The organism is uncultured Dialister sp., assembly GCF_900538805.1.
In the GTDB taxonomy this organism is placed as follows: Bacteria; Bacillota; Negativicutes; order Veillonellales; family Dialisteraceae; genus Dialister.
Window position 1 is genome coordinate 27,396 of the sequence record NZ_UPZP01000004.1, and the last position, 25,058, is coordinate 52,453.

The 25,058-nt window shown below is 53.2% G+C and carries 19 protein-coding genes and 1 riboswitch; of the genes, 4 read left to right on the plus strand and 15 right to left on the minus strand.

What is annotated here, in order from left to right; genetic code table 11:
• Window positions 1-41: 41 nt before the first annotated feature.
• A riboswitch (glycine riboswitch) is annotated at window positions 42-134 on the minus strand.
• A gap of 647 nt (window positions 135-781) precedes the next feature.
• The 10 genes from QZQ29_RS00905 to QZQ29_RS00950 form a co-directional block, all read right to left on the minus strand.
• Complete coding sequence (locus QZQ29_RS00905) at window positions 782-1,564, minus strand: ZIP family metal transporter (protein ID WP_366663859.1); 783 nt, start codon at window positions 1,562-1,564, stop codon at window positions 782-784.
• A gap of 797 nt (window positions 1,565-2,361) precedes the next feature.
• Window positions 2,362-3,567, minus strand: a complete 1,206-nt coding sequence (locus QZQ29_RS00910; RefSeq protein ID WP_296958570.1) for a GDSL-type esterase/lipase family protein — start codon at window positions 3,565-3,567, stop codon at window positions 2,362-2,364.
• Window positions 3,568-4,405: 838 nt separating this feature from the next.
• Window positions 4,406-5,755, minus strand: a complete 1,350-nt coding sequence (locus tag QZQ29_RS00915; protein WP_296958571.1) for a GDSL-type esterase/lipase family protein — start codon at window positions 5,753-5,755, stop codon at window positions 4,406-4,408.
• Window positions 5,752-6,891, minus strand: coding sequence for a tetratricopeptide repeat protein (locus tag QZQ29_RS00920; protein ID WP_296958573.1), 1,140 nt, complete (start codon window positions 6,889-6,891; stop codon window positions 5,752-5,754). Before QZQ29_RS00920 ends, QZQ29_RS00915 begins: the two co-directional genes overlap by 4 nt.
• A 751-nt stretch (window positions 6,892-7,642) precedes the next feature.
• Window positions 7,643-8,734: a tetratricopeptide repeat protein gene (locus QZQ29_RS00925; RefSeq protein ID WP_296958574.1), complete on the minus strand. Its 1,092-nt coding sequence runs from the start codon at window positions 8,732-8,734 to the stop codon at window positions 7,643-7,645.
• A gap of 588 nt (window positions 8,735-9,322) precedes the next feature.
• Entirely contained in the window at window positions 9,323-10,663 is a 1,341-nt protein-coding gene (locus tag QZQ29_RS00930; RefSeq protein ID WP_296958576.1) for a tetratricopeptide repeat protein, read from the minus strand.
• A 377-nt stretch (window positions 10,664-11,040) separates the two neighbouring features.
• Window positions 11,041-11,994 carry a M23 family metallopeptidase gene (locus QZQ29_RS00935; RefSeq protein ID WP_296958578.1) on the minus strand — a complete coding sequence of 318 codons (954 nt, stop codon included), beginning with the start codon at window positions 11,992-11,994 and terminating at the stop codon, window positions 11,041-11,043.
• A gap of 378 nt (window positions 11,995-12,372) precedes the next feature.
• Complete coding sequence (locus QZQ29_RS00940) at window positions 12,373-12,957, minus strand: DUF4446 family protein (protein ID WP_296958580.1); 585 nt, start codon at window positions 12,955-12,957, stop codon at window positions 12,373-12,375.
• A 17-nt stretch (window positions 12,958-12,974) separates the two neighbouring features.
• Window positions 12,975-13,835, minus strand: a complete 861-nt coding sequence (locus tag QZQ29_RS00945) for a ParB/RepB/Spo0J family partition protein (RefSeq protein ID WP_296958582.1) — start codon at window positions 13,833-13,835, stop codon at window positions 12,975-12,977.
• Window positions 13,828-14,586, minus strand: a complete 759-nt coding sequence (locus tag QZQ29_RS00950) for a ParA family protein (RefSeq protein WP_296958583.1) — start codon at window positions 14,584-14,586, stop codon at window positions 13,828-13,830. Before QZQ29_RS00950 ends, QZQ29_RS00945 begins: the two co-directional genes overlap by 8 nt.
• A gap of 538 nt (window positions 14,587-15,124) precedes the next feature.
• On the opposite strand from QZQ29_RS00950, the gene QZQ29_RS00955 reads away from it, so the two are divergent.
• Both QZQ29_RS00955 and QZQ29_RS00960 read left to right on the plus strand, forming a co-directional pair.
• On the plus strand, window positions 15,125-15,463 hold the full coding sequence (locus tag QZQ29_RS00955; protein ID WP_296958585.1) for a metalloregulator ArsR/SmtB family transcription factor: 339 nt from the start codon (window positions 15,125-15,127) through the stop codon (window positions 15,461-15,463).
• A gap of 168 nt (window positions 15,464-15,631) precedes the next feature.
• A complete protein-coding gene (locus tag QZQ29_RS00960) occupies window positions 15,632-15,949 on the plus strand; it encodes a glycyl-tRNA synthetase (RefSeq protein ID WP_232217322.1) in 318 nt (105 codons plus the stop codon).
• Between the two features lie 461 nt (window positions 15,950-16,410).
• On the opposite strand, the gene QZQ29_RS00965 is transcribed toward QZQ29_RS00960, so the two are convergent.
• On the minus strand, window positions 16,411-17,802 hold the full coding sequence (locus tag QZQ29_RS00965) for a sodium:solute symporter (protein WP_296958588.1): 1,392 nt from the start codon (window positions 17,800-17,802) through the stop codon (window positions 16,411-16,413).
• A gap of 874 nt (window positions 17,803-18,676) precedes the next feature.
• Between QZQ29_RS00965 and QZQ29_RS00970 the strand changes: the two genes are divergently transcribed.
• A complete protein-coding gene (locus QZQ29_RS00970) occupies window positions 18,677-19,390 on the plus strand; it encodes an HAD family hydrolase (protein ID WP_296958590.1) in 714 nt (237 codons plus the stop codon).
• Window positions 19,391-19,765: 375 nt separating this feature from the next.
• On the opposite strand, the gene QZQ29_RS00975 is transcribed toward QZQ29_RS00970, so the two are convergent.
• From QZQ29_RS00975 to QZQ29_RS00985, 3 genes are all read right to left on the minus strand, one after another.
• Window positions 19,766-20,833, minus strand: a complete 1,068-nt coding sequence (locus QZQ29_RS00975) for an OmpA family protein (RefSeq protein ID WP_296958592.1) — start codon at window positions 20,831-20,833, stop codon at window positions 19,766-19,768.
• A gap of 450 nt (window positions 20,834-21,283) precedes the next feature.
• Window positions 21,284-22,246 carry a polyphosphate kinase 2 family protein gene (locus QZQ29_RS00980; protein ID WP_296958594.1) on the minus strand — a complete coding sequence of 321 codons (963 nt, stop codon included), beginning with the start codon at window positions 22,244-22,246 and terminating at the stop codon, window positions 21,284-21,286.
• 491 nt (window positions 22,247-22,737) lie between these two features.
• Window positions 22,738-23,667: a PPK2 family polyphosphate kinase gene (locus QZQ29_RS00985; protein WP_296958596.1), complete on the minus strand. Its 930-nt coding sequence runs from the start codon at window positions 23,665-23,667 to the stop codon at window positions 22,738-22,740.
• Window positions 23,668-23,800: 133 nt separating this feature from the next.
• Here QZQ29_RS00985 and QZQ29_RS00990 point away from each other — a divergent pair, with 133 nt between their 5' ends.
• Window positions 23,801-24,700, plus strand: coding sequence for a DciA family protein (locus tag QZQ29_RS00990; protein WP_296958598.1), 900 nt, complete (start codon window positions 23,801-23,803; stop codon window positions 24,698-24,700).
• A 269-nt stretch (window positions 24,701-24,969) separates the two neighbouring features.
• On the opposite strand, the gene QZQ29_RS09250 is transcribed toward QZQ29_RS00990, so the two are convergent.
• The gene (locus QZQ29_RS09250) at window positions 24,970-25,056 is read right to left on the minus strand and encodes a putative holin-like toxin (protein WP_363316360.1); all 87 of its coding nucleotides are present in this window, start codon (window positions 25,054-25,056) and stop codon (window positions 24,970-24,972) included.
• Window positions 25,057-25,058 lie beyond the last annotated feature (2 nt).

Consider the following 25,058-nt stretch of genomic DNA (forward strand, 5'->3'; position numbering starts at 1 on the left):
AGCCGGCATTGTCTACCTTAAAGCGGAACACATAGTGTGACGCTGCTTTCTCTGTCCTTTTGCCTGAGAGATTGGGACGTTTCCATCCTTACACCTTCGGCGCTCTTTAATCGAGACTCTCCAGAGTGTGTCCACATACAGTACTTATCTTTTTGAGATACCTGAGAGTGTTACTCCTTCGGTAAGCCTTTCGGCTTTCTCCCATATGTTTCATCCACCTGTATGAATTTGATGTTTGCATTATAGGTCCATCGGAAATATTTTGCAAGAGGTTTTTTTACGTTTAATTATTTTCTAATTTGTTGGACACGCCCTTTCGGGCGTGCGGGTTCAAAGGGTTCAGAGGGTTCAAAAGGTTCAGAGGGTGGTGGTATCGCCGCTTCGCGGCGATAAGTATGAAGACAGCGTTACGGGATTTACATATATGACACCGGTGGTGCATGACGAAGTGCCATAGCCCCCTTCCACAGGAAGGGGGTGGCGCCGTCAGGCGACGGAGGATAGGGGCGTCCTTGGAGAAAAGGTTCAGAGGGTTCAGAAGGTTCAAAGGGTTCAGAGGGTGGCGGTATCGCCGCTTCGCGGCGATGAGTATAAAGTCAGCGTTACGGGATTTACTTCCCGCCGGACTCCGTCATTCTGAACGCAGTGAAGAATCTTGGTACCCGGTGCATATGAATCAATCGGCAGTAAATACAGGTCGGTGGGAAGGCTGCCAGCGGTAAGCGGAGAGCCTCTCCCCTGCCCCACTATTTCACCAGCTTACTAGTACACCAGCTCACTATTATCCCAGCGCCACATCCAGGGTCATCATAACCATGAACCCCAGGGCGAAGGAAATGACGCCGACATCGGAATGCTCACCCTGTGACATTTCCGGAATCAGCTCTTCCACCACCACATACATCATGGCCCCTGCCGCAAAGGACAGGAGGTAGGGCATGAGGGGTACGATGAGGGAGGTCAAAAGAATGGTAATGAAACCGCCTATGGGCTCCACCGCCCCCGACAGCACACCGCCGGCGAAGGATTTCATTTTTCCCATGCCCGCTCCCCGAAGGGGCATGGAAATGATGGCACCTTCAGGGAAATTCTGGATAGCAATGCCCAGGGACAGGGCCATGGCGGAGGCGAAGGTAATATCGCCGTGGCCTGAGAGGAACCCCGCCAGCACCACTCCCACCGCCATACCTTCCGGTATGTTGTGCAGCGTCACCGCCAGCACCAGCATGGTGGTCCTGGCCAGATGGCTCCTGGGCCCCTCCGCTTCCTTCGCCCCCATGTGGAGATGGGGAATCACATGATCCAGCAGCAGGAGGAATGCCATGCCGCCGCCGAAACCGATGACCGAAGGAATAAAAGCCAGCCTCCCCAAGGAAGAAGATTCCTCCAGCGCCGGAATCAGAAGGCTCCAGATGGAAGCCGCCACCATGACGCCGGAAGCAAATCCCGTGAGCCCCCGCTGCACGGAAAGGTGCATCTTTCCCCGCATGAAAAACACACAAGCCGCCCCCAGGGACGTGCCTAGAAAGGGGATAAACAATCCCCAGAAAATATCCATATTCATCATAAGTCTCCTTTTACGAAATTTTTCAATATTCTGTATTTAACATATGCTAAATGAGAGGCTTTGTCAATATGATTTTTGGGAGTTTCCTGTTCGGCATAGCTTCACTGTGTTTCATTTCAATAGGAAACTATTTGCGTATGGTTTCCTATCCGGCGTGGTTCCATTGTCTCTCTTATCAATAGGAAACTTTTTGCGTATGGTTTCCTATCCGGCGTGGCTCCACTGTGTTTCTTGCCGACAGGAAACTTTTTGCATATAGTTTCCTGTCCGGCATAGCTTTACTGTGTTTCATTTCAATAGGAAACTTTTTGCGTATGGTTTCCTATCCGGCGTGATGCCACAGTGTTTCTTACCGACAGGCAACTTTATTTCACTGCTAATTCACAGGTTGTGAATAACCATGGTGTGAATCTCTGTGATTAATTTTGTCGATAACGCCTGTGATTTCGGACTTATTTTCTGTGAATTTCCACAGGAATTCACAGAGTTTTGAACAGAATGTGGATAACTTAAAGGGGCCGCCGCAGGCGGCCCCGGGTTCAAAAGGTGCAAAGGGGAAGGTGGACGGCCCTTTCGGGCCGAAGGTTCTTAAGATTCTTAGGTTTGACAGCGGCAAAGCCGCTGAGGGTTGTGGTATCGCCCTGTCGGCCAATGGGTATTATGCCGCAGAAGGACAGCCATTTCATTGCCCCCTGAGCGCCAGCGAACACAACCCTTCTATACAACCTGCCGCGTCAGCGGCGCCCCTCTTTGTGTCCGGGAATACAGCGCAGCGGTAAGCGGAAAGCTGTCCCCTATTTCACAAACTCCCCTATATGCCTGTTTATCACAGCGGCTATACGCTTTTTCGCTTCCACGTCGCCGTGGAGGCCGTCCAGGGCCAGGTTTTCGGGCATAACGTTATCGTATGGGAAAGCGGCGGCGGTGTCTATGTGGGGCTGGGTGCGGATGAATGCATTCACCCTTTGGAAGGCCTCTTCCCAGCCTTCGGCGGTGGGTTCGTGGAAGACTTTGTCTATGCTTTTGGGGTTGATAGGCGGCAGGGTGAGGAGGATGGGGATGATGCCGTGGTCCCTGCATTTCTGCTGGATTTCCTTTAAATCTTCTATTACATCCTCCGCCGGCACGCCGCCGCGAAGGCTGTTGCTGCCGCCCATGATGAGGAGATATTTCAAGTGGAATGGCAGCACGTCCCGGTCGAACCGTTCCACCATGTCATGGCTTGTATTTCCGGAATCTCCCAGGTTTACCGTGTCAAAGTCCAGATAGTGGCCGTAGCTGTATTCCAGGTCGTTGGGGCCGTAGGACATGCGGCCGCCGCCATGGGTGATGCTGTCTCCGTAGAGGCCGATGGTCCAGCCTTCCGTGGAAAACTGCCGCTTCTGGGGAAGGCTCCACTCACCCACCGGATTTCCTTCTTCATCCTTTCCCCGCACCCGCCAGTACCAGGTGCCGAAGCGGGGCGTGTCATCGTAGAAATCGGTATATAGAAAGTCACCGCCCCCTATATGATAGATAGAATGGGCGCTGCCTTCGGTATCTTCGGGATAGGCGGAAAGGACTTCGATTTCATAGGAAGCAGTCCCCGGATTTCCAATGTAGGAATAGACCGGATAAAGCAGGGCACCGCCCTTTTCGCCGCTCCTGTCGGGCCGCGGAATGGGCGCATTCCGTGAAATCTCCGTCACCGAATCGGCCAGTCTTTGGGGGCTGCTTTCGTTTCCTATGGGGAAACCGTCAAAATCAAGGGGCCTTTCCTGCCAGTACAGATTCGACGGATTCCGAAGCCGCCCGGCCTGCGGCAGAAGCATGTCACTCATGTAGGCGGTGGTTTCCTGCACCTTCACCAGCTTCCCCGCTTCCAGCCGGCTGAAGATGACGTCGTACTTCACGGCATCGTAGTCCGGCTCCCAGGACAAATGAAGCAGCCCCTCTGCAGAAACGGTACCTGCGGTGAGAAGGACTGCCAGTATGGTGGAAATCATCAGTTTTGTGTTCATAGATTATCTCCATTGTTTCACGTGAAACAATCTGGGGCCGCGAAGCGACCCGGGTTCAGAGGGTTCAGAAGGTTCAAAGGGTTCAGAGGGGAAGGTATCGCCCTATCGGGCGATGAGTTTTATATGCTGTGGAGGTCCTGCATAGGACCTCCAAGTCAGCCAAAGTTTGCCCTTAACCTGCCCATAAAAGGGCCTTCCTTTTGTCGGCTGGCCGTGGTCGGCGGCAGCGCTGCGTACTTAACATAGAGGCAACAGCAGTTAGCAATTAGCAGTTGGCTGAGTCCGAGTTGGTATGGATTCATAGGCAGGAATCGCATTGCGATGATTGGCCGCCTAAAGGCGGCCACCCCCTATCCCGCTTTGCGGGACTTCCCCCTATTCAGGGGGAAGAATGGGCTTCTCTATAGTTTCCAACAGAATCATATGGAACGCTGCTGAGCATCCATAGTGCCCCCGCTTGCGGGGGGAAAGGTGGTGGCACCAGCCACCAAAGGGGGCGCTGCCGCAGGCAGCATATATAACTCCCTCTGAACCAGCCCGCTCTGCGGGCGGAACCCATCGGTCAGTGTGCCAGCACATGACCGATAGAACCTGGGCGCCGAAGGCGCCTGAACCCTCTTGCTTTCGGGAATATAGCGTCTGCCATCTGATGTCTGCCGTCTGCCGGTCTGATGTCTTCCCGCCGACTGGTATTTACTGGCTAATGAGTCACTGTCTCCACGTACCGAGATCCTTCGCTGGCGCTCAGGATGACGGTGGACAGCGGGAAGCAGACAGCTCCTCCACTGCCACACTAGTACACTAGTACACTAGCACACTAGCACACTCACACTGCCCCCTATTTCCTGAACTCTCCCATGTGCCTGTTAATTTCTCCCGCTATCATCTGCTTAGCGTTCCAGTCGCCGTGGATGCCGTCCATGGCCAGTTCTCCCGGCATGACGGAGTAGTCCGCAAAGGGGCCGGCGGTGTCGATGTGGGGCTGGGTACGGATCCAGCTGTTTACGGTGTCCACCGATTCCTTCCAGCCGCTGTAGGTGACGTCGCCGTAGTATTTCTGGATGTTTTCCGGGTTAATGGGAACGATGGTTAAGAGGATGGGCACAATGTGGTGTTCTTCGCATTTCTTCCGGATGGCTTCCAGATGGCCGATAACCTTTTGGGGGTCCGCGCCCATACGAAGGTCGTTGATGCCGCCCATGATGAGGAGGTATTTCACATGGAAGGGAAGTACGTCACGGTCGAAGCGGTCTTCCATCATTTCCGTGGTGTCACCGCTTCTTCCCATGTTGACGGCCGGGAAATCAAGGTAGGTAACGTAGCTGTAGGCCATGTCGGCGGGGCTGTGGTAGAGATGGCCGCCGCCCTGGGTGATGCTGTCGCCGAAAATACCGACTTCGAAGTGTTCTTCGGGGTTTGTCCTCACCTTTTCCGGAAGGCTCCAGATACCCAGGGGATTTCCGTTTTCATCCATGCCCCGCACCCGCCAGTAGAAGGTGCCGATTCGGGGGTTGTCGTCGTACACATTGGAAAGGGTGGTGGTTTTTGAAAAGACCCGGTACTTTGACGGCGCCGTGCCATCCGGATTTTCCGGATACCGGTCCATCACTTCCACTTCGTAACTGGCAGCGCCGGGATTTCCTGCATAGGAATAGACGGGATAGAGCAGGGTGGAGCCGTTTCCCGGATGGTAGACATGGGGATAAGGGGCATTTCGACTCACCGGCTTCATGGTGCTTCTCACTTCCATGGGAGAAGAGAAGGGGCCCATGCCCTGCCAGTTGGCGTCAATGGGCCGCACCCGCCAATAAAGGGGTGCTTCCCCCGGAGGAAAGGCAGCCAAGTCCACCAGCACCTGGTTCGTGTAAATGCGCTGGTTGTCGTAGAGGTGGTTTTCCACGGGGCTGTTCCTGTTCAGATTTTCCGGAAGCCCCCGGAAAATTTCCACTTCGTAGCGCACAGATTCCGGGTCCTCCTGCCAGGTGAGGAGGATGAGCTTTTCCTGGGGCTCCGCCTTTTCTTCAACCTGGGCCGGAACGGCCCCCTCTTCCCTGCCGGCGGCCAGGGCACTTTGGAGAAGCAGGTCTTCTATATTTCCTTCTTCCGCAAAAGCAGGAAGGGTCAAAGCTCCGGCCAGAAGGGCGGAGAGAAGGATTCCGGAGAATTTTTTTGAAATCTGAAGGCTCATAACTCATTTCCTTTTAATTCTTGATGAAGGTACTGCAGTGCTTCTTCCGCCTCGGAGCTTCCCAGGGCAGCCGCTTTTTCCAGCCACTGCACCGCTGCCAGACTGCTTGGCTCGGTGCCGTAGCCGTACTGATAGCAGGCGGCCAGCCATCCCATGGCTTCCGGGAATCCCCGGTCTGCGGCCTTTTGGAAAAGGGCGAAGGCTTTCCGGTCATTTCCATCTTCGTGGTACATCACCGCCAGCTGGGTGGTGGAGGAATCCATGCCGGCGTCAGAGGCCTTCTGATACCATTCTTTGGCCAGGCGGCGGTCCTTTTTCGTGCCGTTTCCATAATCATAGCAGTTGGCCAGGTTGCCCATGGCTGTGGGCTCTCCTCCTTCCGCCGCCTTTCTCGTGTACCGGAAGCCCTCTTTTTTGCTTCCTCCCTTTTCATCAAAGAGGTAGAGCATGCCCAGGGCGGTGCCTGCCTTCAGATGGCCCTTGGAAAAGGCCTTCTTGAAGAGACGGATGCCCTCCTTTTCATCTTTCGCCACTCCGTCCCCCAGATAGTAGAAATAGGCCAGCCGGTTCATGCTGTCCGGATAGCCGGCTTCCATGGATTTCCGGTAGGAGGACAGGGATTTCTTATCGTCCACGTATTTTTTGAGGAGAGGATTGTTATCCTTCACATGACGGTCATGGAACTGGCCCAGATCGTTCCAGGCTTTCCAGTATCCCTGCAGAGCCGCCGCTTCCAGCAGATGGAGGCCCGTGTGCACTTCTTCGTCCGTCTTGCCATGCACCACGCTGAGACAGCCCAGGGCTTCCAGGGCAAAGACATCACTTTCCTTCTTTGCTGCGTCAATCCACTTTTCTTTGGCGTCCATGATTTCATGGAAGGCCTCATGGCTCAGGAGGTCGAAATGGAGCATGCAGTACACACCGCAGAGACCGTCTCCCGCCCGGGCCCCCTTAAGGGCTTTTTCGATAGCTCCTTCAGGAGAAAAGGGCGCCGCTCCCAGGTAGTACTGTTCATAGAGGGCCAGGAAATAAAGGGCCCTGCCGTTCCCTTCCTCCGCCAGCTTTTGGAAGAGAGGATAGGCCTCTTTCACCTGATAGGCCTGAAATAGTTTTTCAGCATTTTCCAATTCCGTCATTGTGATTCCTCGTTTCTTGTGGATATTTGGACACGCCCTGTCGGGCGTGAGGGTTGACGGGACTTCGTCCCGAGGGTTATGGCCGCCTGTGGGCGGCGGGTTGTGTAGAAGGGTTGCGTCGCTTTCGCTCAGGGGGCAACAGCCGCCTTCGGCGGTTGAAGGTGGTGGTATCGCCATTGGACACGCCTGCGGCGTGAGGGTTCAAAGGGTTCAGAAGGTTCAAAGGGTTCAGAGGGTGGTGGTATCGCCCTTCGGGCGATGAGTCTTATAATTCCGCTTCGCGGAATGGAAAACCATACAACCGGGCTGCGCCCGTTGGAAATGCTCCCCTATCCCCGCCTGCGGCGGTACTTCTCCTAAAGGGAAGCATGTCATTGGATTCGTAGGGAGCCGCAAGGTGCGTATTCTGCATAGAATACGCAAGGCCGGATACGTTGGCGCCTAGCCTGCCCATAAAGGCGCCTTCCGATAGATATCCGGCCCGATGTCTGAGAATCCAGTGACACGCTTCCCCGCGGGCAAGGTGGCAGCGCCAGCCATCAATTGGGGTGCTGCCGAAGGCAGCATTTATACTGGCGCCGACAGGCGCCCACCACAACCCTCACAGCCGCAGGCTGTGTCAAACTTAAGAACCCTCGGGGCGAAAGCCCCGTCAATCTTAAGAACCCTTTGCCCCCTTGCTTTTGGGAATACGCTCCAGCGCCCGTCGGTAAGCGGACAGCCGATAGCGGACAGCTGTCCAACCAGCCCGCTAAATTGCATATACTCCCTGTTTCTTCAGTTCTTCCACCGCTTCTTCGGAGCCCTGGTCTGCGGCGCCCTTCAGATAGTCTATGCCCTTTTCCCTGTCCGGCTCTGTACCTTTGCCGTAGAGGTACATCATGCCTGCCATGTAGAGGGCCCGTTCTTCTCCTTTGGCTGCAGCCGCTTCCATGTAGGGCAGTGCTTCATCTTCTTTTCCATTTTCCAGGTAGAGGAGGGCCAAAGAGAACAGGCCCTCTTCGTATCCGTTGATGGCAGCGTCTTTCAAAAGATTCACCGCTTTTTTCATATCCCTTTCCACGGTGATTCCCTTTTCATAGTAGAAGGCCAGTTCCGCCATGGCTTCGCCGCTGCCCTGCCCTGCCGCTTTTTCGTACCAGCGGCGGGCTTTTTCCGGGGACTCCCTGATTTCCATATCTGCGTCCACGGTTCCTTCGTACAATTTCCCCAGAAGGAGGGCCGCTTCTTCGTTGCCGTGGTCAAAGGATTTTTCCAGCCAGGAAATGGCTTTCTCCAGATCCTTATCCGTCCGGGCCTTCATGGCTCCATCAAGGCCCAGCATATATTCGCTTTCGCTGTCGTGGAATTCGGCGGCCTTCTGAAAGCAGGTGAGTGCTTTCTTTTCCCTGTCTTCCGTGAAATTGTATTCATGGTAGAACATGCCCAGGTCATAGAGGGCTTTCCAGTATTCATAGAAAGCGCCCTTGGCCAGCCATTTCACCCCTTCTTCATAATCCAGGATGATACCGCTGCCCATATAGAAAAGGCCGGCTTCGTCCATGGCCAGCACGTCGCCCCGGTTAGCGGCCAGAAGGACGCGGGAGAAATCCTGGTTCACCGTGTCCCACATGTCCTTCCCCGTTTCGCCCTGGAAAAGGGAGAGGCTTGCGAGAGGATCTCCCAGCTTTCTTCCTTCTTCAAAGAAATGGCGGCTCTTCTCTTCGTCCGCCCTTCGGTGGCCATAGCCTTCCCGTTCAATGAGCCCCAGAAGGTACAGGGCCCGGCCGCTCTTTTCCTTCAGCAGTTCTTCATAGGCTTCATCAATTTTTCCCTGTAAAAAAAGTCTTTCTCCTTCTGCCATGGTCTGGCTCCTTTCTTTTGAAATCGGTTTCCTGTGCGGCGTGACGCTATGGTGCTTTTTACCGACAGGAAATTATTCGCGAAGGGTTTCCTGTCCGGCGTGACGTAATGGTATTCCTTACCGACTGGAAACTGTTTGCGAAAGGTTTCCTGTCCGGCTTGATACTATGGTGTTTCTTACCGACAGAAAACTGTTTGCGAAGGGTTTCCTGTTCGACTTGACACCATTGCGTTTCTTACCGACAGGAAGCTTTCCGATGGGAGATTTCTCGACTCCGCTTCGCTCCGCTCGAAATGACAGAGCGGCGCGGCTCCAATGTGTTTCATCTCAATAGGAAACTATTCGCAAAGGGTTTCCTATACGGCGTGACGCAATGGTATTCCTTACCGACAGGAAACTGTTTGCGGAGGGTTTCCTATACGGCTTGACGCAGTGTTATTCCTTACCGACAAGAAACTATTCGCGAAAAGTTTCCTGTCCGGCGTGACGCAATGGTATTCCTTACCGACAGGAAACTTTCCGATGGGAGATTTCTCGACTCCGCTTCGCTCCGCTCGAAATGACAGAGCGGCGTAGTTCCACTGTGTTTCATGAAAAATGAGTTCTCAGCACTTTTTCTGCCTCCGCCTGTCCCTTCATGGCGGCGCGCTGGAGGAGTTCTTGGGCTTTTCTGAGGTTCCGGGGGACTCCGGTGCCGGAAAGGTAGCAGTACCCCAGGGCGAATTCTGCATTTGGTTCGCCCTGATCCGCCGCCTGCCTGAAATAGGGCAGCGCTTTTTCCGGATCTTTCTGATTCATATACCAGTTACCCAGGGCCGTGATGCTGAGCGGTTCATTTTCTTCTTCCGCCAGGTTTTCCAGTACTTTCAGCCCCAGTTCTTCATTGATATCTACACCCCGTCCATAGAGCATGCACAATGCCAGTTCGCGGAAGGCATCGTTATCCCCCTCCTGGGATGCCTGGCTCAGATAGGAAATCCCCTTTTTCATGCTTTCCGGGTCTCCTTTGCCGTAGATATTAATGAGGCCCAGCATGGTGCCGGCTACGGTATTTCCTGCGTCCCAGGCTTTCCTGTAGCACTGCTCCGCTTTTTCCGAATCCGCCTTTGTGCCTTCCCCTTTGTAATACATTTGGCCCAGACGCAGGAGGGCTTCGCCTTCGCCCCGCTGCGCTGCCAGTTTCAAATAGGTGAAGCTCTTTTCTTTGTCCCGGAACCGGCTGTCCTCTTCGTATTCCATGCCTTCTCCGGAATAGATTTCATAGAGCACCATGGCTGCTTCAGTGGAACCATGGGCGGCCGCTTTTTCAAGGCAGATGAGGGCACGGCTCATGTCCCTTTCCGTGCCGATGCCGTCACGGTAGCAGCAGCCCAGCTGGCATTTGCCGTTTCCATAGGCCATGGCGGCGCTCTTCAGGTACCAGAGAAAGGCTTTGTGTTTATCGTATTCCTTGAAATCTTCATTTTCAAGAATCCATCCGGCCCGCACCATGGCGTCCACATGGCCCAGGGAGGCGGCCTTTTCGTACCATTCCAGCGCTTTTTTCAGGTTTACCCTCCGATGGTGGCCGAATTCATACATGAGACCCATTTCTATCATAGCAAAGGTATTTCCCTTATCCGCCAGTTTTTTCACCTTTTTCACCAGCTTTTCGAAATCAGCGGAAGGAATATCCGGGTCCTTGGATTCCACCATGAAAAGGCCCAGGGGACTTTGGAGCTTCACGGACTTGGCCAGGAAATCGTCGGCCAGTTTGTCGTTCACCTCTCCTGTCATGCCGCAGGCATACATCTGGGCCAGCATGCCGGCGGCAATGCCTCTGTCCTCATCGCTGTAAGGACCTTTATACAAACGGGTATACATGGCAAGGGCGGCGGAAAAATCGCCTTTCAAAAGCAGTTCCTGTCCTTGTTCAATGGTATCGGTCATGGGGGACTCCTTATTAGTGTAATAGTGAATTAGTGAGCTGGTGAGCTAGTGGGATAGTGAGACAGTGGGACAGTGAGGCGGCGGGCCGCTTACCGCTGTCGGCTTACCGCTTTCCGCTGAACTGATGAATGGTATTCCGCCGCGCAAGAGGATTTATGGGGAGTGATATAGTACCGCTTCGCAAAATTATATCACTCATCGCCCGGCAGAGCGATACCACACCCCTCAGACGCAAAGCGTCTGTCAATCTTAAGAACCTTTGGCCCATAGACCATCAAACTTGCGAACCCTTTACAATGGAGCTTCTTTACGCCCCATTGTTTCACGTGAAACATTTCAAAAAACGCAGCCCGTCCTTATGACGCGCTGCGTTTTTATCAGTAGTTTCCCGGAAGGAAGTAGGTGGGGTCCACGGCGTCGCCGTTAATCCGGACTTCATAGTGGCAGTGGGGTCCGGTGCTGTTTCCTGTGCTGCCGGCCAGGGCGATGACGGTGCCCTGTTCCACCTGCTGCCCCACGGTGACGAGAAGAGCGGAGTTGTGACCGTAGCGGGTGACAAGACCTCCATCGTGTTTGATTTCTACAAGGTTGCCGTAGCCCCCTACCCAGCCGGCTTGGGTCACCACGCCGGAGGCGGTGGCTTCCACAGGTGTGCCGTAGTCCACGGCAATATCGATGCCTTCGTGGTAGGTGGAGCCGATGCCGCCGGGGCTTGACCGGAAGCCGTAGGTGCTGGAAATGGTACCTTTCACGGGCCACATGTCGGGGGTGGTGGAAGAAGTATGGAGCAGAGGGGCCTGCATGCCATAGGTTTCATTCATCAGTTTTTCCCGGAGGACGATCATGGTTTTAATCTGGCTGTCCAGACGTTTATCCAGTTTTCTCATGCTGCTTAATAGTTCGCCGGGGGTGGAAATCTCATGGTTTTCGCTGTCTGCGCCATTTTCATGTTCCGAGGCTTTCACATTTCTTGCCTTATCGGGCACCGTGGAAGCGCCGCCCTGGCCGCCTTCGCCGGAGGTGGAAATATTCTGTCCTGCGCCGTTGTTATTGGCCTGGATCATATCCTGCAGCTGGGAGGACAGCTTTTCAATGGTCTTTGTCTTGTCGGACAGGGCATCCATCTTTTCTTCCGCCATTTTCAGCTGGTTCCTGTACAGCTCATTCTCACTCTTCAAAGAGTTCATGGAAACGGCGGCATACACCGCTGTGCCCAGGCTTAAAACGAAAACGGCAGCGCCTGCCAGGGATAGAATTTTCAGTTTTTTGATTTCTTTGTCCGTAAAGGAGAAGGTCACTTCTCCGGTGTCTTTGTTTTCTGTTTTCTTCATGGATTACCTTTTATATGAAATCAACTGCCGGAAGTATCCCCATATTCCGGGCATTACATGTCTTTCAATTTGCACATCCGGATGTATTCCCGAATGCATGAGGGTTCTAGGGTTCAAAGGGTTCAGAGGGTTATGGTATCGCCCCTTGGGCGATGAAATTTTTATATGCCGCCTTCGGCGGCTCCCCCTTTGGTGCCTGCGGCACCACCTTCGCCACAGTGTGAAGCGTGTCACAGGATTCTCAGGTCGTTAACACTCCCCTACAGCACGGCTGTCACCGACCCACTGGATTCTCAAGTTGCTCTCGCCTCCACCCTCCGGGTCCTTTGAGCTTTCTGCGCCTTTTGAACCTTTTTACAGAGCCCGCAGCGAAGCTTTCTACTTTCCCTTGGCCATGTCAATCTTATGCTGCTGGGGCTGGGATTCCGGCGCTGCCGGAGCTGCCTGGCCCGCTGCTCCCTCCGCCATGTCCGGCATAAGGGTGTCCAGGGCGATGTTGATACTTTCCGCCTCTTCCGAAGAAAGGGCTTCCCGGCACTGGCCGTTCACCACTTTTTTCGCGTAAATGCGGGAGGTGTCATGGCCGGCCAGGGAGGAGAGGATGAAGCCGTTGTTCTTTCCGTCCAGTACGGTGAGGGAGAAAGACAGCTTGTCGCCGGTATCGTCGAAGGCGTCGTAGCGCACCAGGCCCACCTTCTGGAAGGACTGGAGCTGCATGGTGGCCAGCAGTTCCTGCTGGTGAAGCATATTTTCAGAGGAAGCCACCATTTCACGAAGCTCCCTCACTTCGGTGGACAGTTTCAGTTCAATGGAACCGCCGTCTTCGCCGTTCATGAAGTATTTATATTTTTTGGAAAGACGGTTTACCTTATTTCTAAGCAGCACATACTGCAGGAGAATAAAAAGAAAAATAATAACAATGATGCCGACTGCGGCATACATGAATGCATTGGGATTCATCATATTTGCAGAAACTCCACCTATCTTGACTCATGATTCTGATTCAGAATATCGGCGATGCGCTGAAATTCCTCGTCATTACTGAAGGAAATGGAAATGGTGCCTTTGTGGGCATTCTTCCCCTTCCCTATGCGTATACGTACTTTGGACCCCACGGAAAGGCCCAGTTTTTCTTCCACCGCCTTCATAAAGGCCGCTGCCGGCGGATCTTCTTTTTTCTTTGGTTCCTTTCCTTCACGGATGATATCTTCCACCTTCCGGGCGGAAAGGCCTTCCTTTACGATGCGGCGGGCCAGCTGCACTTTTTCCGCATCGCTTTCAAGCCCCAGGAGGGGCCTTGCCTGGCCGGCGGTGAGCTGTCCTTTGGAAAGGAAATCCTTCACTTCCTCCGGCAGGTCCAGAAGACGGACCATATTGGCCACGTAGGGACGGCTCTTTCCCACTTTTTGGGAAATGCCCTCCTGAGTGAGACCGTATTCGTCCATGAGCTTCCGGTAGGCCATGCCTTCGTCCACGGGATTCAAATCTTTCCGCTGCAGGTTTTCCACCAGCGCCATTTCCGCCATGGACCGGTCATCGTATTCCTTTGAAATGGCGGGAATAACGGTAAGGCCTGCCATTTTGGCCGCCCGCCAGCGCCTTTCGCCGGCTGCCAGCTCATAGGTGCCGTCCTTCTTCTTCCGCACCACCACCGGCTGGATGAGACCGTTTTCCCTGATGGATGTTGCCAGGGCATTCAGGGATTCCTCATCGAAATCCCGCCGGGGCTGCCAGGGGTTTGGTGAAATTTCATCAATGGAAATGTCCATGACCCTGCCTGTATCGTCCAGGGCGTCTCCCAGAAGCTCGCCGAGGCCCCGTCCCAATTTCTTCTTATTCACGTTTCAAAACCTCCCGACATAGCTTCCTGTAGGCCTCCGCGCCCTTGGACTTGGGCGCATAGGTGAGCACCGGCTCCCCGAAGCTGGGCGCCTCCGACAGCTTCACCGTCCGGGGAATCACCGTGCGGAACACCTTGGAGCCGAAATATTTCTTCACTTCCTCCGCCACCTGGAGGGACAGGTTCGTCCTGCCGTCAAACATGGTGAGAAGGATGCCCAGAATATGGAGGCGGGGATTCATTTTCCGGGAAACCACCTGCACCGTCTTCACCAGCTGGGACAGCCCCTCCAGGGCATAGAACTCCGCCTGGATAGGAATAATAATGGAATCGGAGGCCACCAGGGCATTCAGCGTCATGAGCCCCAGCGACGGCGGACAGTCGATGAGAATGTAATCGTAGGATTCCCGGAGGGGCTCGATTTTCCGCTTCAGGAGGGACTCCCTTTCCGGAAGCGGCGCGATTTCGATTTCCGCCCCCGCCAGGTCGATGGACGCCGGCAGCAGGTGCAGCTTATGGATGGCCGTCTTCACCACCGCCTCCTCCGGAGCCGTGTCATTCAGCAGCACATCATACAGGCTCTTTTCAAAATCCACGGACCTGCTGAGACCGCTGGTGGAATTTCCCTGCGAATCTTCGTCGATAAGAAGAGTTTTCTTCCCCTTGTCTGCCAGGTACGCCGACAGGTTCACCGCCGTGGTGGTCTTCCCTACGCCGCCCTTCTGGTTGATGATGCTGATGATAGTTCCCATGGTCGTTTCCTTTCATAGATAGTCTCTATAATTATAACATAAAAAGGGGTAAAGAGACCGTTGATTTCATAAGGAAATATGAGTTTCTTATGAAATCAGGGTTCAGAAGGTTCAAAAGGTTCATAAGGTTCAGAGGGTGGTGGTATCGACGCCTTTGGCGTCGATAAATATATACCGCCTGTCGGCGGCGCAAGCCCTCTCACCTGCCACACCTGTAAATAAAATACAAACCCACTTCACGGGATGAGTTTCATTGGATTTAGGATTTCTTTACTCCCTGTCTGTACATTCTGACTGCTCTCCTCCTATCCTCACTTCATGGCACTTCCCATGGAAAAATCTGATAAAGGTAACAAAGGAGAACGCCGCCGCAGGCGGCATTTATAATCATCGCCCGCCAGGGCGATACCACCCCCTCTGAACCCTTTGAACCCTCTGCACCTTCTGAACCCTTTTTCTACCCCCATTTGACAAACTCCCCTTTCTTTGATACTCTCTCTATAGAAATAATTCTATTTATCACAGGAGTTCAGACAGTATGGAAAAGATTTATATTGACACCGCCAAAATTCTGAAGGCCATTTCCGATCCCAAAAGGCTGAAAATCGTGGACATGCTTTCCTGCCGGGAGCAGTGTGCATGCAAGCTGCAGCAGGCCTTTGCCATCACCCAGCCCACCCTGTCCCATGACATGAAGGTGCTGGTGGAGTCGGGCCTCATCATCGACCGGCGGGACGGCAAGAATATTTTTTATTCCTTAAATCCCGAGGCCCTGAAGGAGTTATACAGCATTATGGGCGAAATTTTCAAAAATAAGCTCCACTGCGTCTGTGACGGCCATCACAGCCATGAGAGGGAAGCTGCCGGCGGACAGTAAGGAAATTGAAATTTCATCCATTTTCCTTTACAAAAGAAGTTTTTCCTTTTTTACGGAAAAAGTGAAATATTTCCCTTAAAAATCTTCTGTTTATCATGAAAAAGTGGTAAACTATATAAGGAAATAGCAATCGTTCGTTGCTATAAATTGGTCGTAGAGGTGATAAACATGGCAGAAGTAACTGAAAAAAGTATTGTTGTGTGCGGCGTAGATAAATACGCTGTAGCAGATCTGAAGCGTGTTTACGGCAGCGTAACATACCAGGGTGCGGAATACATTTTCCTGCAGTTCCCGGTAGTTGGCGACACAGTCAGAGAATATCGTCCGGACAGCTATACCACAGCTATCCAGCTGGGCGATGAGATTTTCGATGGCCAGACTTTCCATTATCATGTAACCCTCACTTATGACGGACATGTAAGAGAAGTGGCTTATCTCGGTCTTGATGATGCAGGCAGACCGGATACTGTGGATATCGAAGCTTGAAAACCATGAAAAAGTCCCCGGAACAATCCGGGGATTTTTTTTATGCCATAGAGTCATGGGGTAGAGGCATATGTGCAGAGCGGCTGTATTCCCGAAGGTTGACGCCCTCTTCCGCGGGCGAGGGTTGATGGCGCCGCCGGGCTTACGCCCTGGGCGCCAAGGGTTCTGTCCGGGACCGGCTGACGCCTCCCGGACTGGTTGAGGGCCTGCCGGCCCAGGGTAGTTATATAGCATCGCTGCGGTGACTGCTGTGCAGACACCTATATCCGCCGACAGGCGGATTATATACTGGCGCCGAAAGGCGCCCACCGCAACCCTCTGAACCCTTTGAACCTTCTGCACCTTTTGAACCCTTTTCTATGCCCCTTGAGCGAAGCGAACACAACCTTTCTACACAACCTGCGGCGCCAGCCGCGCCTCCCCTCTTCTTTCGGGAATACCGTCCAGCGCCACCCATGACTCTACAGCCCGTAATCCTTCATTCCGGGTATCTTCTTCACCCGAATCCCCGGAATAATAAGAATCACACTCACCATGAGCCCCACGAAGAGCGGGTCCATGGGGAGGTGTATCACCGAAGCCGAAAGGAGGGCCGCCAGGGTGCTTCCGGCCATGGAGATGACTGCCCATTTCTTTGTCAGATGGCCGGGAAGGAAGACGGCTATGGTGAAGGGGATGAAAATGCCGCCGCCACGGAGGGCCATGGAGAGGTAGTTCCAGAAAAGCACTTCGGAGCCCCTGTTGGCAATGGAAATAACGCAGGCCAGAACCATGACGGCCAGTACCGTCATTTTTGTCACCTTCAGCAGTTTCAAATCGTCGGTAATTTTCGTGATGGGCATGATGATATCATGGGAAATCATGGTGCCGATGCCAAGGGACAGGCCGCCGATGCTTCCGATAAGAGAGAGCAGGATGCCGCCCATGGCCAGGCCGCCGATGAGGGTGGAGGTGTGGTTAATGAGGTACGCCGGCAGAACCAGGATCGGCGATACGCCGGGGTCGAAGGCATGCATGTACATGCCGATGGCCACGCTGGGAAGACCCACAGGAATGACGATGAGGGCCGCCGTGAAACAGCCGAAGGCCGCGGTCACCGGCGTGCTGGCGGAGAAAATGCACTGGATATAGGTCTGGGTGCAGAGAACACCGACAATAACGGAAAAGAGATTGGCCATGGAAAGCTCAAAGCCCCGGCCGAACAGGTCCAGATCCACCGCCGGAAGGGCCTCCCACTCCGCCGTACCGTAGAGAGCCTCGAAGGCTTCAAAGCCTGCCACGAAAAGGGATACCCAGATAATGGCCATTTTCAATATGCCCCCTACCGCTGCACTCTTCATGCCGCCGAAGAAGGTATAGCCGATTACCATGACGATAAGAACCACCGATGAAATCATCGGGTCCAGTCCCGACAGGCTGGAAATGATTTCAATCCCCGGCAGACAGCTGGCCACGGCGGAAAAAAGGATGCCGATGGATGAAATCACAGAAGAAAGCTCCTCCGCCTTCTTCCCATAATTCAGAGACAGGAACTCAGGAATGGTCTCCAGCCCCGTGCCCCGCATGCGCCTTGCATAAAAGAGTCCCATAATGATAAAGGCAATGCCGCTCCCCAGGGTAAACCACCAGGCAGACAGTCCGAAATTAAAAGCCAGCTGCGCCGTCCCGATGGTGGCGCCGCCGCCTACCACGGTGCCTGCAATACTCCCCGCCACCAGGGGAACACCGGCGCTCCTGCCGCCTACACTGTAGCCGGCGGCGGACTTGATAGAGCGGGAATGGTAAATGCCGATACCAATCACCAGAGCCACGGTAAAGAGGATAATGACTGCATGCATGGTTGTCAGATTCATCCTGATTTCCTTCTTTCCTCATGAATCTTCAAAAACTTTTCAAAAAGCATTATAGCAGAATCAAAGACCGGTGAACAGAAAAAATTGACTGGAAATAATCACTTTTGTTTTTCTTCCTGCCGGTGGGAAAGGGTATAATGAGGAAAGGATGCGCCCTGAAGGGCGCAAAGGGGCGCGGCTTCGCCGCAGGTTGGGACCGCCTGCCGGCGGCAGGTTGTGTAGAAGGGTTGTGTAAAAAGGTTCTTAGGATTGACCGGCCTGCGGCCGGAGGGTTCTTAGGTTTGACGGCCCTTTGGGCCAAGGGTTGTGGTATCGCCGCTTTGCGGCGATGAGTATAAAGACAGCGTTACGGGACTGCCTTCCCGCCTTCCACTGTCATCCTGAGCAATAATCCCTAATTTTAACATGACTTACGAGGTAACAGTTTATCAGTGCTTTATTGTGCCCCCGTCAGGGGTGGCAAAGGAACTGGATTTGTAGGGAAGCGCAGCGACCCGAAAATCCAGTGACATGCTTCCCTTTAGGAGAAAGGTGGTGCCGTTAGGCACCAAAGGGGGAGAGCCGCCAACGGCGGCTCCTTCCCGCCGACTGGTATTTATCAGCAAACAAGACACTAACGGCATGTACCGAGATTCTTCGCTTTCGCTCAGGATGACAGCGTCAGGCGGGAAGCGGACAGCGGTAAGCCGACAGCGGATAGCGGCCAGCCGCCTCACTGTTCCACTGTTCCCACTGTCTCACTATCTCACTGTCCCACTGTCTCACTGTCCCACTATCCCACTATCCCACTATCTCACCAGCCCACTAGTTCACTAGTTCACCAGCTCACTAGTTCACCAGCTCACTATTCCACTAAACTCCAAAGGAGAACACCATGTACAAAGCAGTTATTTTTGATATGGACGGCACCATTTTAAATACCATCGGCGACCTCACGGATGCTTCCAATTATGCCCTTGCGAACCTGGGGAAGCGCCATGATTTCCCAGAGGGGAAAATCAAGCTCTGTTTCGGCTGCGGCATTGACGCGGATATGGAGAAGGTGCTGGCCCTGGAAGGGGGATGTGCCGATGAGGATTTGGAGTATGTAGGCAGTACCATTCCTTTCTCCCGATACCATTTTTCTGAAAAGGATGTTACGGAGCTGAAGGGTTTCTTCGTGCCTTACTATGCTGCCCACCGCAGGGAAAGGACGGCGCCCTACGAAGGCATACCGGAATTGCTGTCCGCCCTTCGGAGCCGTGGCGTTTTGACTGCGGTGGCTTCCAATAAGGATGACCGGGACGTGCAGGTGCTGGCGGAGGCTCTCTTTCCCCGCCTCTTTGACCGGGCCATAGGAAATCACAAAGAAATCCGACGCAAGCCGGCGCCGGATATGGTGCTGGAAATACTGAAAGATTTCCACCTCACTCCGAAAGATGCGGTGTATATAGGTGATTCGGAAGTAGATTTGGAAACAGCCAAAAACAGCGGCCTTCCCTGCATTTCCGTGGACTGGGGCTTCCGCACCCGCTCCTTCCTCCTTGCCCACGGCGCCGAAGTCATCATGTCGTCGCCGGCAGAGCTGCTGCCGCTTTTGATGGGATAAATAAAGGGGCCATTAAAGGGTTCAAAAGGTTCAAAAGGTTCAAAGGGTTCAAAGGGTTCAAAAGGTTCAAAAGGTTCAAAGGGTTCAAAGGGTTCAAAAGGTTCAAAGGGTTCAAAGGGTTCAAAGGGTTCAAAAGGTTCAAAAGGTGGTGGGCGCCTGGCGGCGCCAGTATAAGTGCCGCCTTCGGCGGCATATAAACTCATCGCCCGTAAGGGCGATACCACAACCCTTTGAACCCGTCTGCCAAAGGCAGACAGAACCTTCTGCACCTTTTGAACCCTTTTGCCATCCGGGAATGCAGATTTCCTCCTTTTTGAAACGCAAAAATCCCTGTGAAACCAAACGGTTTTCACAGGGGTTTTTATTTCCTATGGATTACTTATGTTCAAAAATATCCACGCGCCGTCCTTCGGCACCGCTTCCATCTTCAGAACCCTTGACCATGGCCACCAGTTTGGAGGCGTCCACGCCGTGGTCCACGGCGTACTGTTTCACGCTTTCAATGCGGCGGGCGGACAGGTCTTTGTTGTAGTCAGCGCTGCCTGTGGCGTCGGCACGGCCCACCAGTTTGAAGGTGTGGCCCGTTTCCTTGGCCTTTTTAATGAAGGCTTCCAGGTTCACCTTCTGGGCATCGTCAATGGCGGCGGAGTCGCTCTTGAAATGGATGCTGTTGAAGTAGTAGTCGTTTTCCGGAGCTTTCACCGGTGTGTCTGCCGGTACATCCAGGGTATCCGCATTTCCTTCCGCAGGCTTAATGGTCACGGTGGAAGGTTCCGTTTCTCCCTCAAAGTCGTAGTTCTTTTCTTCTTCCACAGGGAGGGCAGCTTCATCGCTGCCGCCGAAGCGGTAGGACAGGCCTGCCATGAAGCCCTTGTAGGAAACATTGTGGTCGTTGTCGCCCCGGGTATTGAGGTAGTGGTAGCCGGCATTCAGGTCCACGTTCTTATCCACGGCCAGGTTCACCCCTGCTTCCCACATGGAGGTGGATTCGGTGCCTACGGCGCCTTTGGCATACACGTCCACCACATCATTCACCGGCTGTCGGGCGATGATGCCCAGCTGGGCGATGTTGTTGGTGGCATCGGAGGAGCCGAAAACGCGGCTTGGGAAGTCCTTCATGGAAATCCGATTCCACCCTGCAAAGGCAGCCACCTGGGGATGGAGGGAATAGAGGGCATTGATTTCATTCATATTGCCATTGGTATGGTCCGTATGAAGGCCGGTGTACTGGTACTGGGCAGCCCAGCGGTCGTTAATTCCGTAGGTCAGTCCGCCCAGGAAATTCCATTCTCCATCGGACTTATAGCCGTTGGAATGGGCGGAGGAGTCCCACATGCCCACGTTCACTTCGGTTTCTCCCTTTTTGAAGGAGGTCTGGGGAGAGGCGTAGGCCGCGCCGGAAATGGAAGCAGCCAGAGCCAGCATAAGAAGTATTTTTTTCATATCATTCACCTCGCGAATTGACGCATCTAGGGAAGCGCTGATTAAATCATTGTTTGCTTTTATTCTTGAATTTTTTATGCAATGCGAGGAATGGGCTGACGCGAATAGCGAGCTATTTAAGGAAGCCCATAACGAAGCAGTGCATAAAAATTCTTATAAAAGCAGACTCTATGAATTAATCAGTGCTTCCCTAGGTATCCAGTCTTATGGATATTATACCATATGGTTTCCCACTCGGTATGACACTATGGTGCTTCTTACCGACAGGAAACTGTTTGCGAATTGTTTCCTACCCGGCATGACACTATGGTATTCATTACCGACAGGAAACTGTTTGCGAATAGTTTCCTATCCGGCATGACACTATGGTGCTTTTTACCGACAGGAAACTGTTTGCTAAAAGTTTCCTATCCGGTTTAGCACTATGTTGTTTCTTACCGACAGGAAACCCTATTTCTGCAGCACGTCTTCCATTTCTTCAATCATGCCCACGTTGCCGCTTTCGATGAGTTTCCTGAATTCCTCCAGCTGGTCCTTGATTTCTTTGGACATTTCCGGAAATTTCGGCGCAATGTCTTTCAGCGCCTTCATGACGATCTGGGAGACCACGTAGCGGGTGTACCATTTGTTGTCCGCCGGTACGATGTACCAGGGCGCCTCTTCGGTGGAGGTGGCGGAAATCATTTCGCTGTACAGTTCCTGATACCGGTCCCAGTACCGCCTTTCGTTAATGTCGGCCATGGAAAATTTCCAGTTCTTTTTCTTGTTTAGAATGCGCTGGGCCAGGCGGTCCCGCTGTTCGTTTTTCGACACGTGGAGGAAAATTTTAATCATGTGGAAACCGTTTTCCCACAGGTACCGTTCCCAGTCCCGAATCTGGCGGTACCGGATGTCCCAGATGTTCTTGGTAATCAGGTTCTTCGGCAGCTTGTCCTGGTGAATCAGGTCATGCACCCTTGTAACCACCACATCTTCATAGTGGGAGCGGTTGAAAATGCCGATGTCGCCCCGCCGGGGCAGGGCCTTGTTGATGCGCCACATGTAGTCGTGGTCCTTTTCCTCGCTGGTGGGCTGTTTGAAGGACACCACGTGGACGCCGTTGGGATCCAGATGGGAAAAGACATGGCGTATGGTGCCGTCCTTGCCGGCGGCGTCCATGGCCTGGAGCACAATGATGAGGCCGTAGGTACTCTGGGCATAGAGCTTGGCCTGCAGCAGGCTCAGCTCCTCCAAAGCCTTGGGAAAGGCGCTCATTTTCACCGACTCCTTGTCCACATCCGTGTCACAGGCGGTGGGATACTTCTTCAGATTGATTTTCTCTCCCTCCCTGGCCCGATAGCGGTCAATATCGATTTTCACATGGCCGTCATATGTCTTCTCCGGCACATCTTCCTGATTTCCTCGATTTTCCATAATGGTTCTCTCCTTGAAATAGTACGATGCAAATTGGACACGCCCTTCGGGCGTGAGGGTTGACGGCCCTCTTGGCCAAAGGCTGCGGCCGCGCTATGGGAGCCGCTCTGCGGCTCGGGTTCAGAGGGTTCAAAGGGTTCAAAGGGTTCAAAGGGTGGTGGTATCGCCCTTCGGGCGATGAGTATAAAGTCAGCGTTACGGGACTGCCTTCCTGCCCTTATCGTCATTCTGAACAAAGTGAAGAATCTTGGTACGCGGCGCATTTGAGACAAACGATGGTAAATACAAGTCGGCGGGAAGGCAACAGACGATAAGCGGGCTGCCGTTTCTCCGCCCCCTGAGCGTAAGCGAACACAACCCTCAGCCCGCGCGGAAGCGACGGGCTGTCGCCCCTCCGCCGAAGGCGGGCGCTCCCTTGCGTTCGGGAATACCGTTCATCAGTCCAGCGGTAAGCGGACAGCTGACAGCGGACAGCCGGCAGCCGTTTCCCCTTACTCCTTCTCTATGGAATTCTTGATTTCTTCCAACGACTTGATATCCACTTCGGAAATGAGTTTCTTGAATTTTTCCAGCTGCTCTGCCACTTCCGGCGCCAGTTTCGGGAACTGGGGATTGATTTTCTTCAGCGCCTGCAGGGTGATGAGAGCCACCACATAGCGGGTATACCACTTGTTGTCTGCCGGCACAATGTACCAGGGGGAGATGTCCTTGGAGGTTTTGGAAATCATTTCCTCATAGAGCTCCTGGTACCGGTCCCAGTACTGTCTTTCGTTGATATCGGACATGGAGAATTTCCAGTTCTTCTGCTGGTTGATGATACGGTCCATGAGTCGGCGCTGCTGTTCCTTCTTCGATACGTGGAGGAAAATTTTCACCATCTGGAAACCGTTCTGGTGGAGGTATTTCTCCCAGTTGTTAATCTGTTCATACCGCTCTTCCCAGAAGTCCTTATGAATCAGGTCCTGCGGGAGCTGGCCCTTGTGAATCAGGTCGTGAATGCGGGTGACAATGACGTCCTCATACTGGGAGCGGTTGAAAATGCCGATATCCCCCCGCTCCGGCAGGGCTTTATTGATGCGCCACATGTAATCGTGGTCCTTTTCCTCGCTGGTGGGCTGCTTGAAGGACACCACCTTCACGCCGCCGGGGTCCAGATTGGCGAAGACATGGTTCACCGTGCCGTCCTTACCGGCAGCGTCCATGGCCTGCAGCACGATGATGAGGCCATAGGTATTCTGGGCATACAGCTTTTCCTGCAGGTCCTTCACCTTTTCAATGACCTCCGGAAAATAGAGGGATTTCACCTTTGCCTTGTCAATGGCCACATCACAGGCAGTGGGATATTTCTTCAGGCTTACCTTGGTGCCTTCCTTCACCCGATACCGATCAATATTCACTTTACCATCTTTGATTTCATCCATCTTCTCATCCTCCAGTCTGTAAAAAATACTCTCTCCCCTTAATTATAAAACATATTTCCCTATGAAGGCATAAAAAGAATTTCTATTAACCCTTATCAGTCATAGTATAATAAAGACAGAAAGGAGGAGCGCCATGGAAGAAGATAAGAAACCGGAAGGAAAAAGGTACCGCACCATGGAAAGCATTGCCGGCGTCTTTACGGAATCCGACGTGAGGCAGAAGCTTTTCGGAAATAAGGGTTTCCAGTTTTACCTGTTCCAAAAACGGTGGAAAAAAATCGTAGGCGCCGTGATGGCGGAAGAGTCCTACATTACCGGCTGCAAGGGCCCCCTCCTCTTTGTAAGGGTCACGAACTCCACCTTCCTGCAGCAGCTCTTCATGATGAAGGCGGACATTCTGAAGGAACTTCAAAAGGATGAAATCGGCCGCTATTTCACGGATATCAAATTTCTGGCCGGCTCTCCCCAGAAACCCTACAAGCCCTTCACCACCCTGGATCCGGTAAACCAGACCATTGAAAAGGAACATAAAAGATACAGCCAGAGCCTCACGGAAGAAGAAGAGACCTGGATAAGGAGCTGGGTGGATGGACACGTAAAAAAAGAGGCCCTGCGGCCCCAGTTTGCGGAAATGATGGAAGAAGTGCTGAAAATCAGGAAAGGAGAACTCAAAGACGGCTACCACCCCTGCTCCATCTGCGGCAGCCTCTGCCCGCCTTCGTCTCCCATCTGCCCCGCCTGCCAAAGAAAACTGGCTAAAACGAAGAAAAACAAGGTCATCCTCATCCTGAAGGAAAATCCCCACTACACCTACCAGGAAGTCCGCGCCATCCTCCCCTGCGAATACAGCATGTACGAAGAAGCCCGGGACATCCTCATCCACCGGGCCAAAGAAAAAATCTTCCGCAAAGAAGCGGCATCGGAAGAAAAAAGAAAACTCCTCGCCCTCCTTCTCCATCGGCCTTTGACCGGTATTATGGAAAAGGAAGCGGAGGAAATGCTGCAGAAAATGCCGCAGAAGAAATGGGACTGATGCGGCTTTGCCGCCGCGGGTTCAAAGGGGAAGATTGACGGCCCTTTGGTCCGAAGGTTCTTAAGGTTCTAAAGTTTGACAGCGGCCATTGGCCGCTGAGGGTTATAATTGGCACTTATATCGAAAACTAATACTGTTGTTTTTTACCTTTTCTATGGTATAATGGGCATAGAAAGAGACAGCTGGCATCCGTGGACTGGAAACGGCGCTCTCAGAATTGTTTAATTTGAAAGGAGCCTTCCAAGCCATTGGATGGCTTTTTTCAATTGCTACTTTTTAGAAAGTGCAATAATGGCGACCACCAGAGCAGCAAAATTAATGATGACCATAAAGGCCTGATACAATTCTTGGCTCATAG

Coding starts and splice junctions, on each gene's coding strand:
- QZQ29_RS00905 (WP_366663859.1), bottom strand. CDS start 1,564: ATGAATATGGATATTTTCTGGGGATTGTTTATCCCCTTTCTAGGCACG.
- QZQ29_RS00910 (WP_296958570.1), bottom strand. CDS start 3,567: ATGAACACAAAACTGATGATTTCCACCATACTGGCAGTCCTTCTCACC.
- QZQ29_RS00915 (WP_296958571.1), bottom strand. CDS start 5,755: ATGAGCCTTCAGATTTCAAAAAAATTCTCCGGAATCCTTCTCTCCGCC.
- QZQ29_RS00920 (WP_296958573.1), bottom strand. CDS start 6,891: ATGACGGAATTGGAAAATGCTGAAAAACTATTTCAGGCCTATCAGGTG.
- QZQ29_RS00925 (WP_296958574.1), bottom strand. CDS start 8,734: ATGGCAGAAGGAGAAAGACTTTTTTTACAGGGAAAAATTGATGAAGCC.
- QZQ29_RS00930 (WP_296958576.1), bottom strand. CDS start 10,663: ATGACCGATACCATTGAACAAGGACAGGAACTGCTTTTGAAAGGCGAT.
- QZQ29_RS00935 (WP_296958578.1), bottom strand. CDS start 11,994: ATGAAGAAAACAGAAAACAAAGACACCGGAGAAGTGACCTTCTCCTTT.
- QZQ29_RS00940 (WP_296958580.1), bottom strand. CDS start 12,957: ATGATGAATCCCAATGCATTCATGTATGCCGCAGTCGGCATCATTGTT.
- QZQ29_RS00950 (WP_296958583.1), bottom strand. CDS start 14,586: ATGGGAACTATCATCAGCATCATCAACCAGAAGGGCGGCGTAGGGAAG.
- QZQ29_RS00955 (WP_296958585.1), top strand. CDS start 15,125: ATGGAAAAGATTTATATTGACACCGCCAAAATTCTGAAGGCCATTTCC.
- QZQ29_RS00960 (WP_232217322.1), top strand. CDS start 15,632: ATGGCAGAAGTAACTGAAAAAAGTATTGTTGTGTGCGGCGTAGATAAA.
- QZQ29_RS00965 (WP_296958588.1), bottom strand. CDS start 17,802: ATGAATCTGACAACCATGCATGCAGTCATTATCCTCTTTACCGTGGCT.
- QZQ29_RS00970 (WP_296958590.1), top strand. CDS start 18,677: ATGTACAAAGCAGTTATTTTTGATATGGACGGCACCATTTTAAATACC.
- QZQ29_RS00975 (WP_296958592.1), bottom strand. CDS start 20,833: ATGAAAAAAATACTTCTTATGCTGGCTCTGGCTGCTTCCATTTCCGGC.
- QZQ29_RS00980 (WP_296958594.1), bottom strand. CDS start 22,246: ATGGAAAATCGAGGAAATCAGGAAGATGTGCCGGAGAAGACATATGAC.
- QZQ29_RS00985 (WP_296958596.1), bottom strand. CDS start 23,667: ATGGATGAAATCAAAGATGGTAAAGTGAATATTGATCGGTATCGGGTG.
- QZQ29_RS00990 (WP_296958598.1), top strand. CDS start 23,801: ATGGAAGAAGATAAGAAACCGGAAGGAAAAAGGTACCGCACCATGGAA.
- QZQ29_RS09250 (WP_363316360.1), bottom strand. CDS start 25,056: ATGAGCCAAGAATTGTATCAGGCCTTTATGGTCATCATTAATTTTGCT.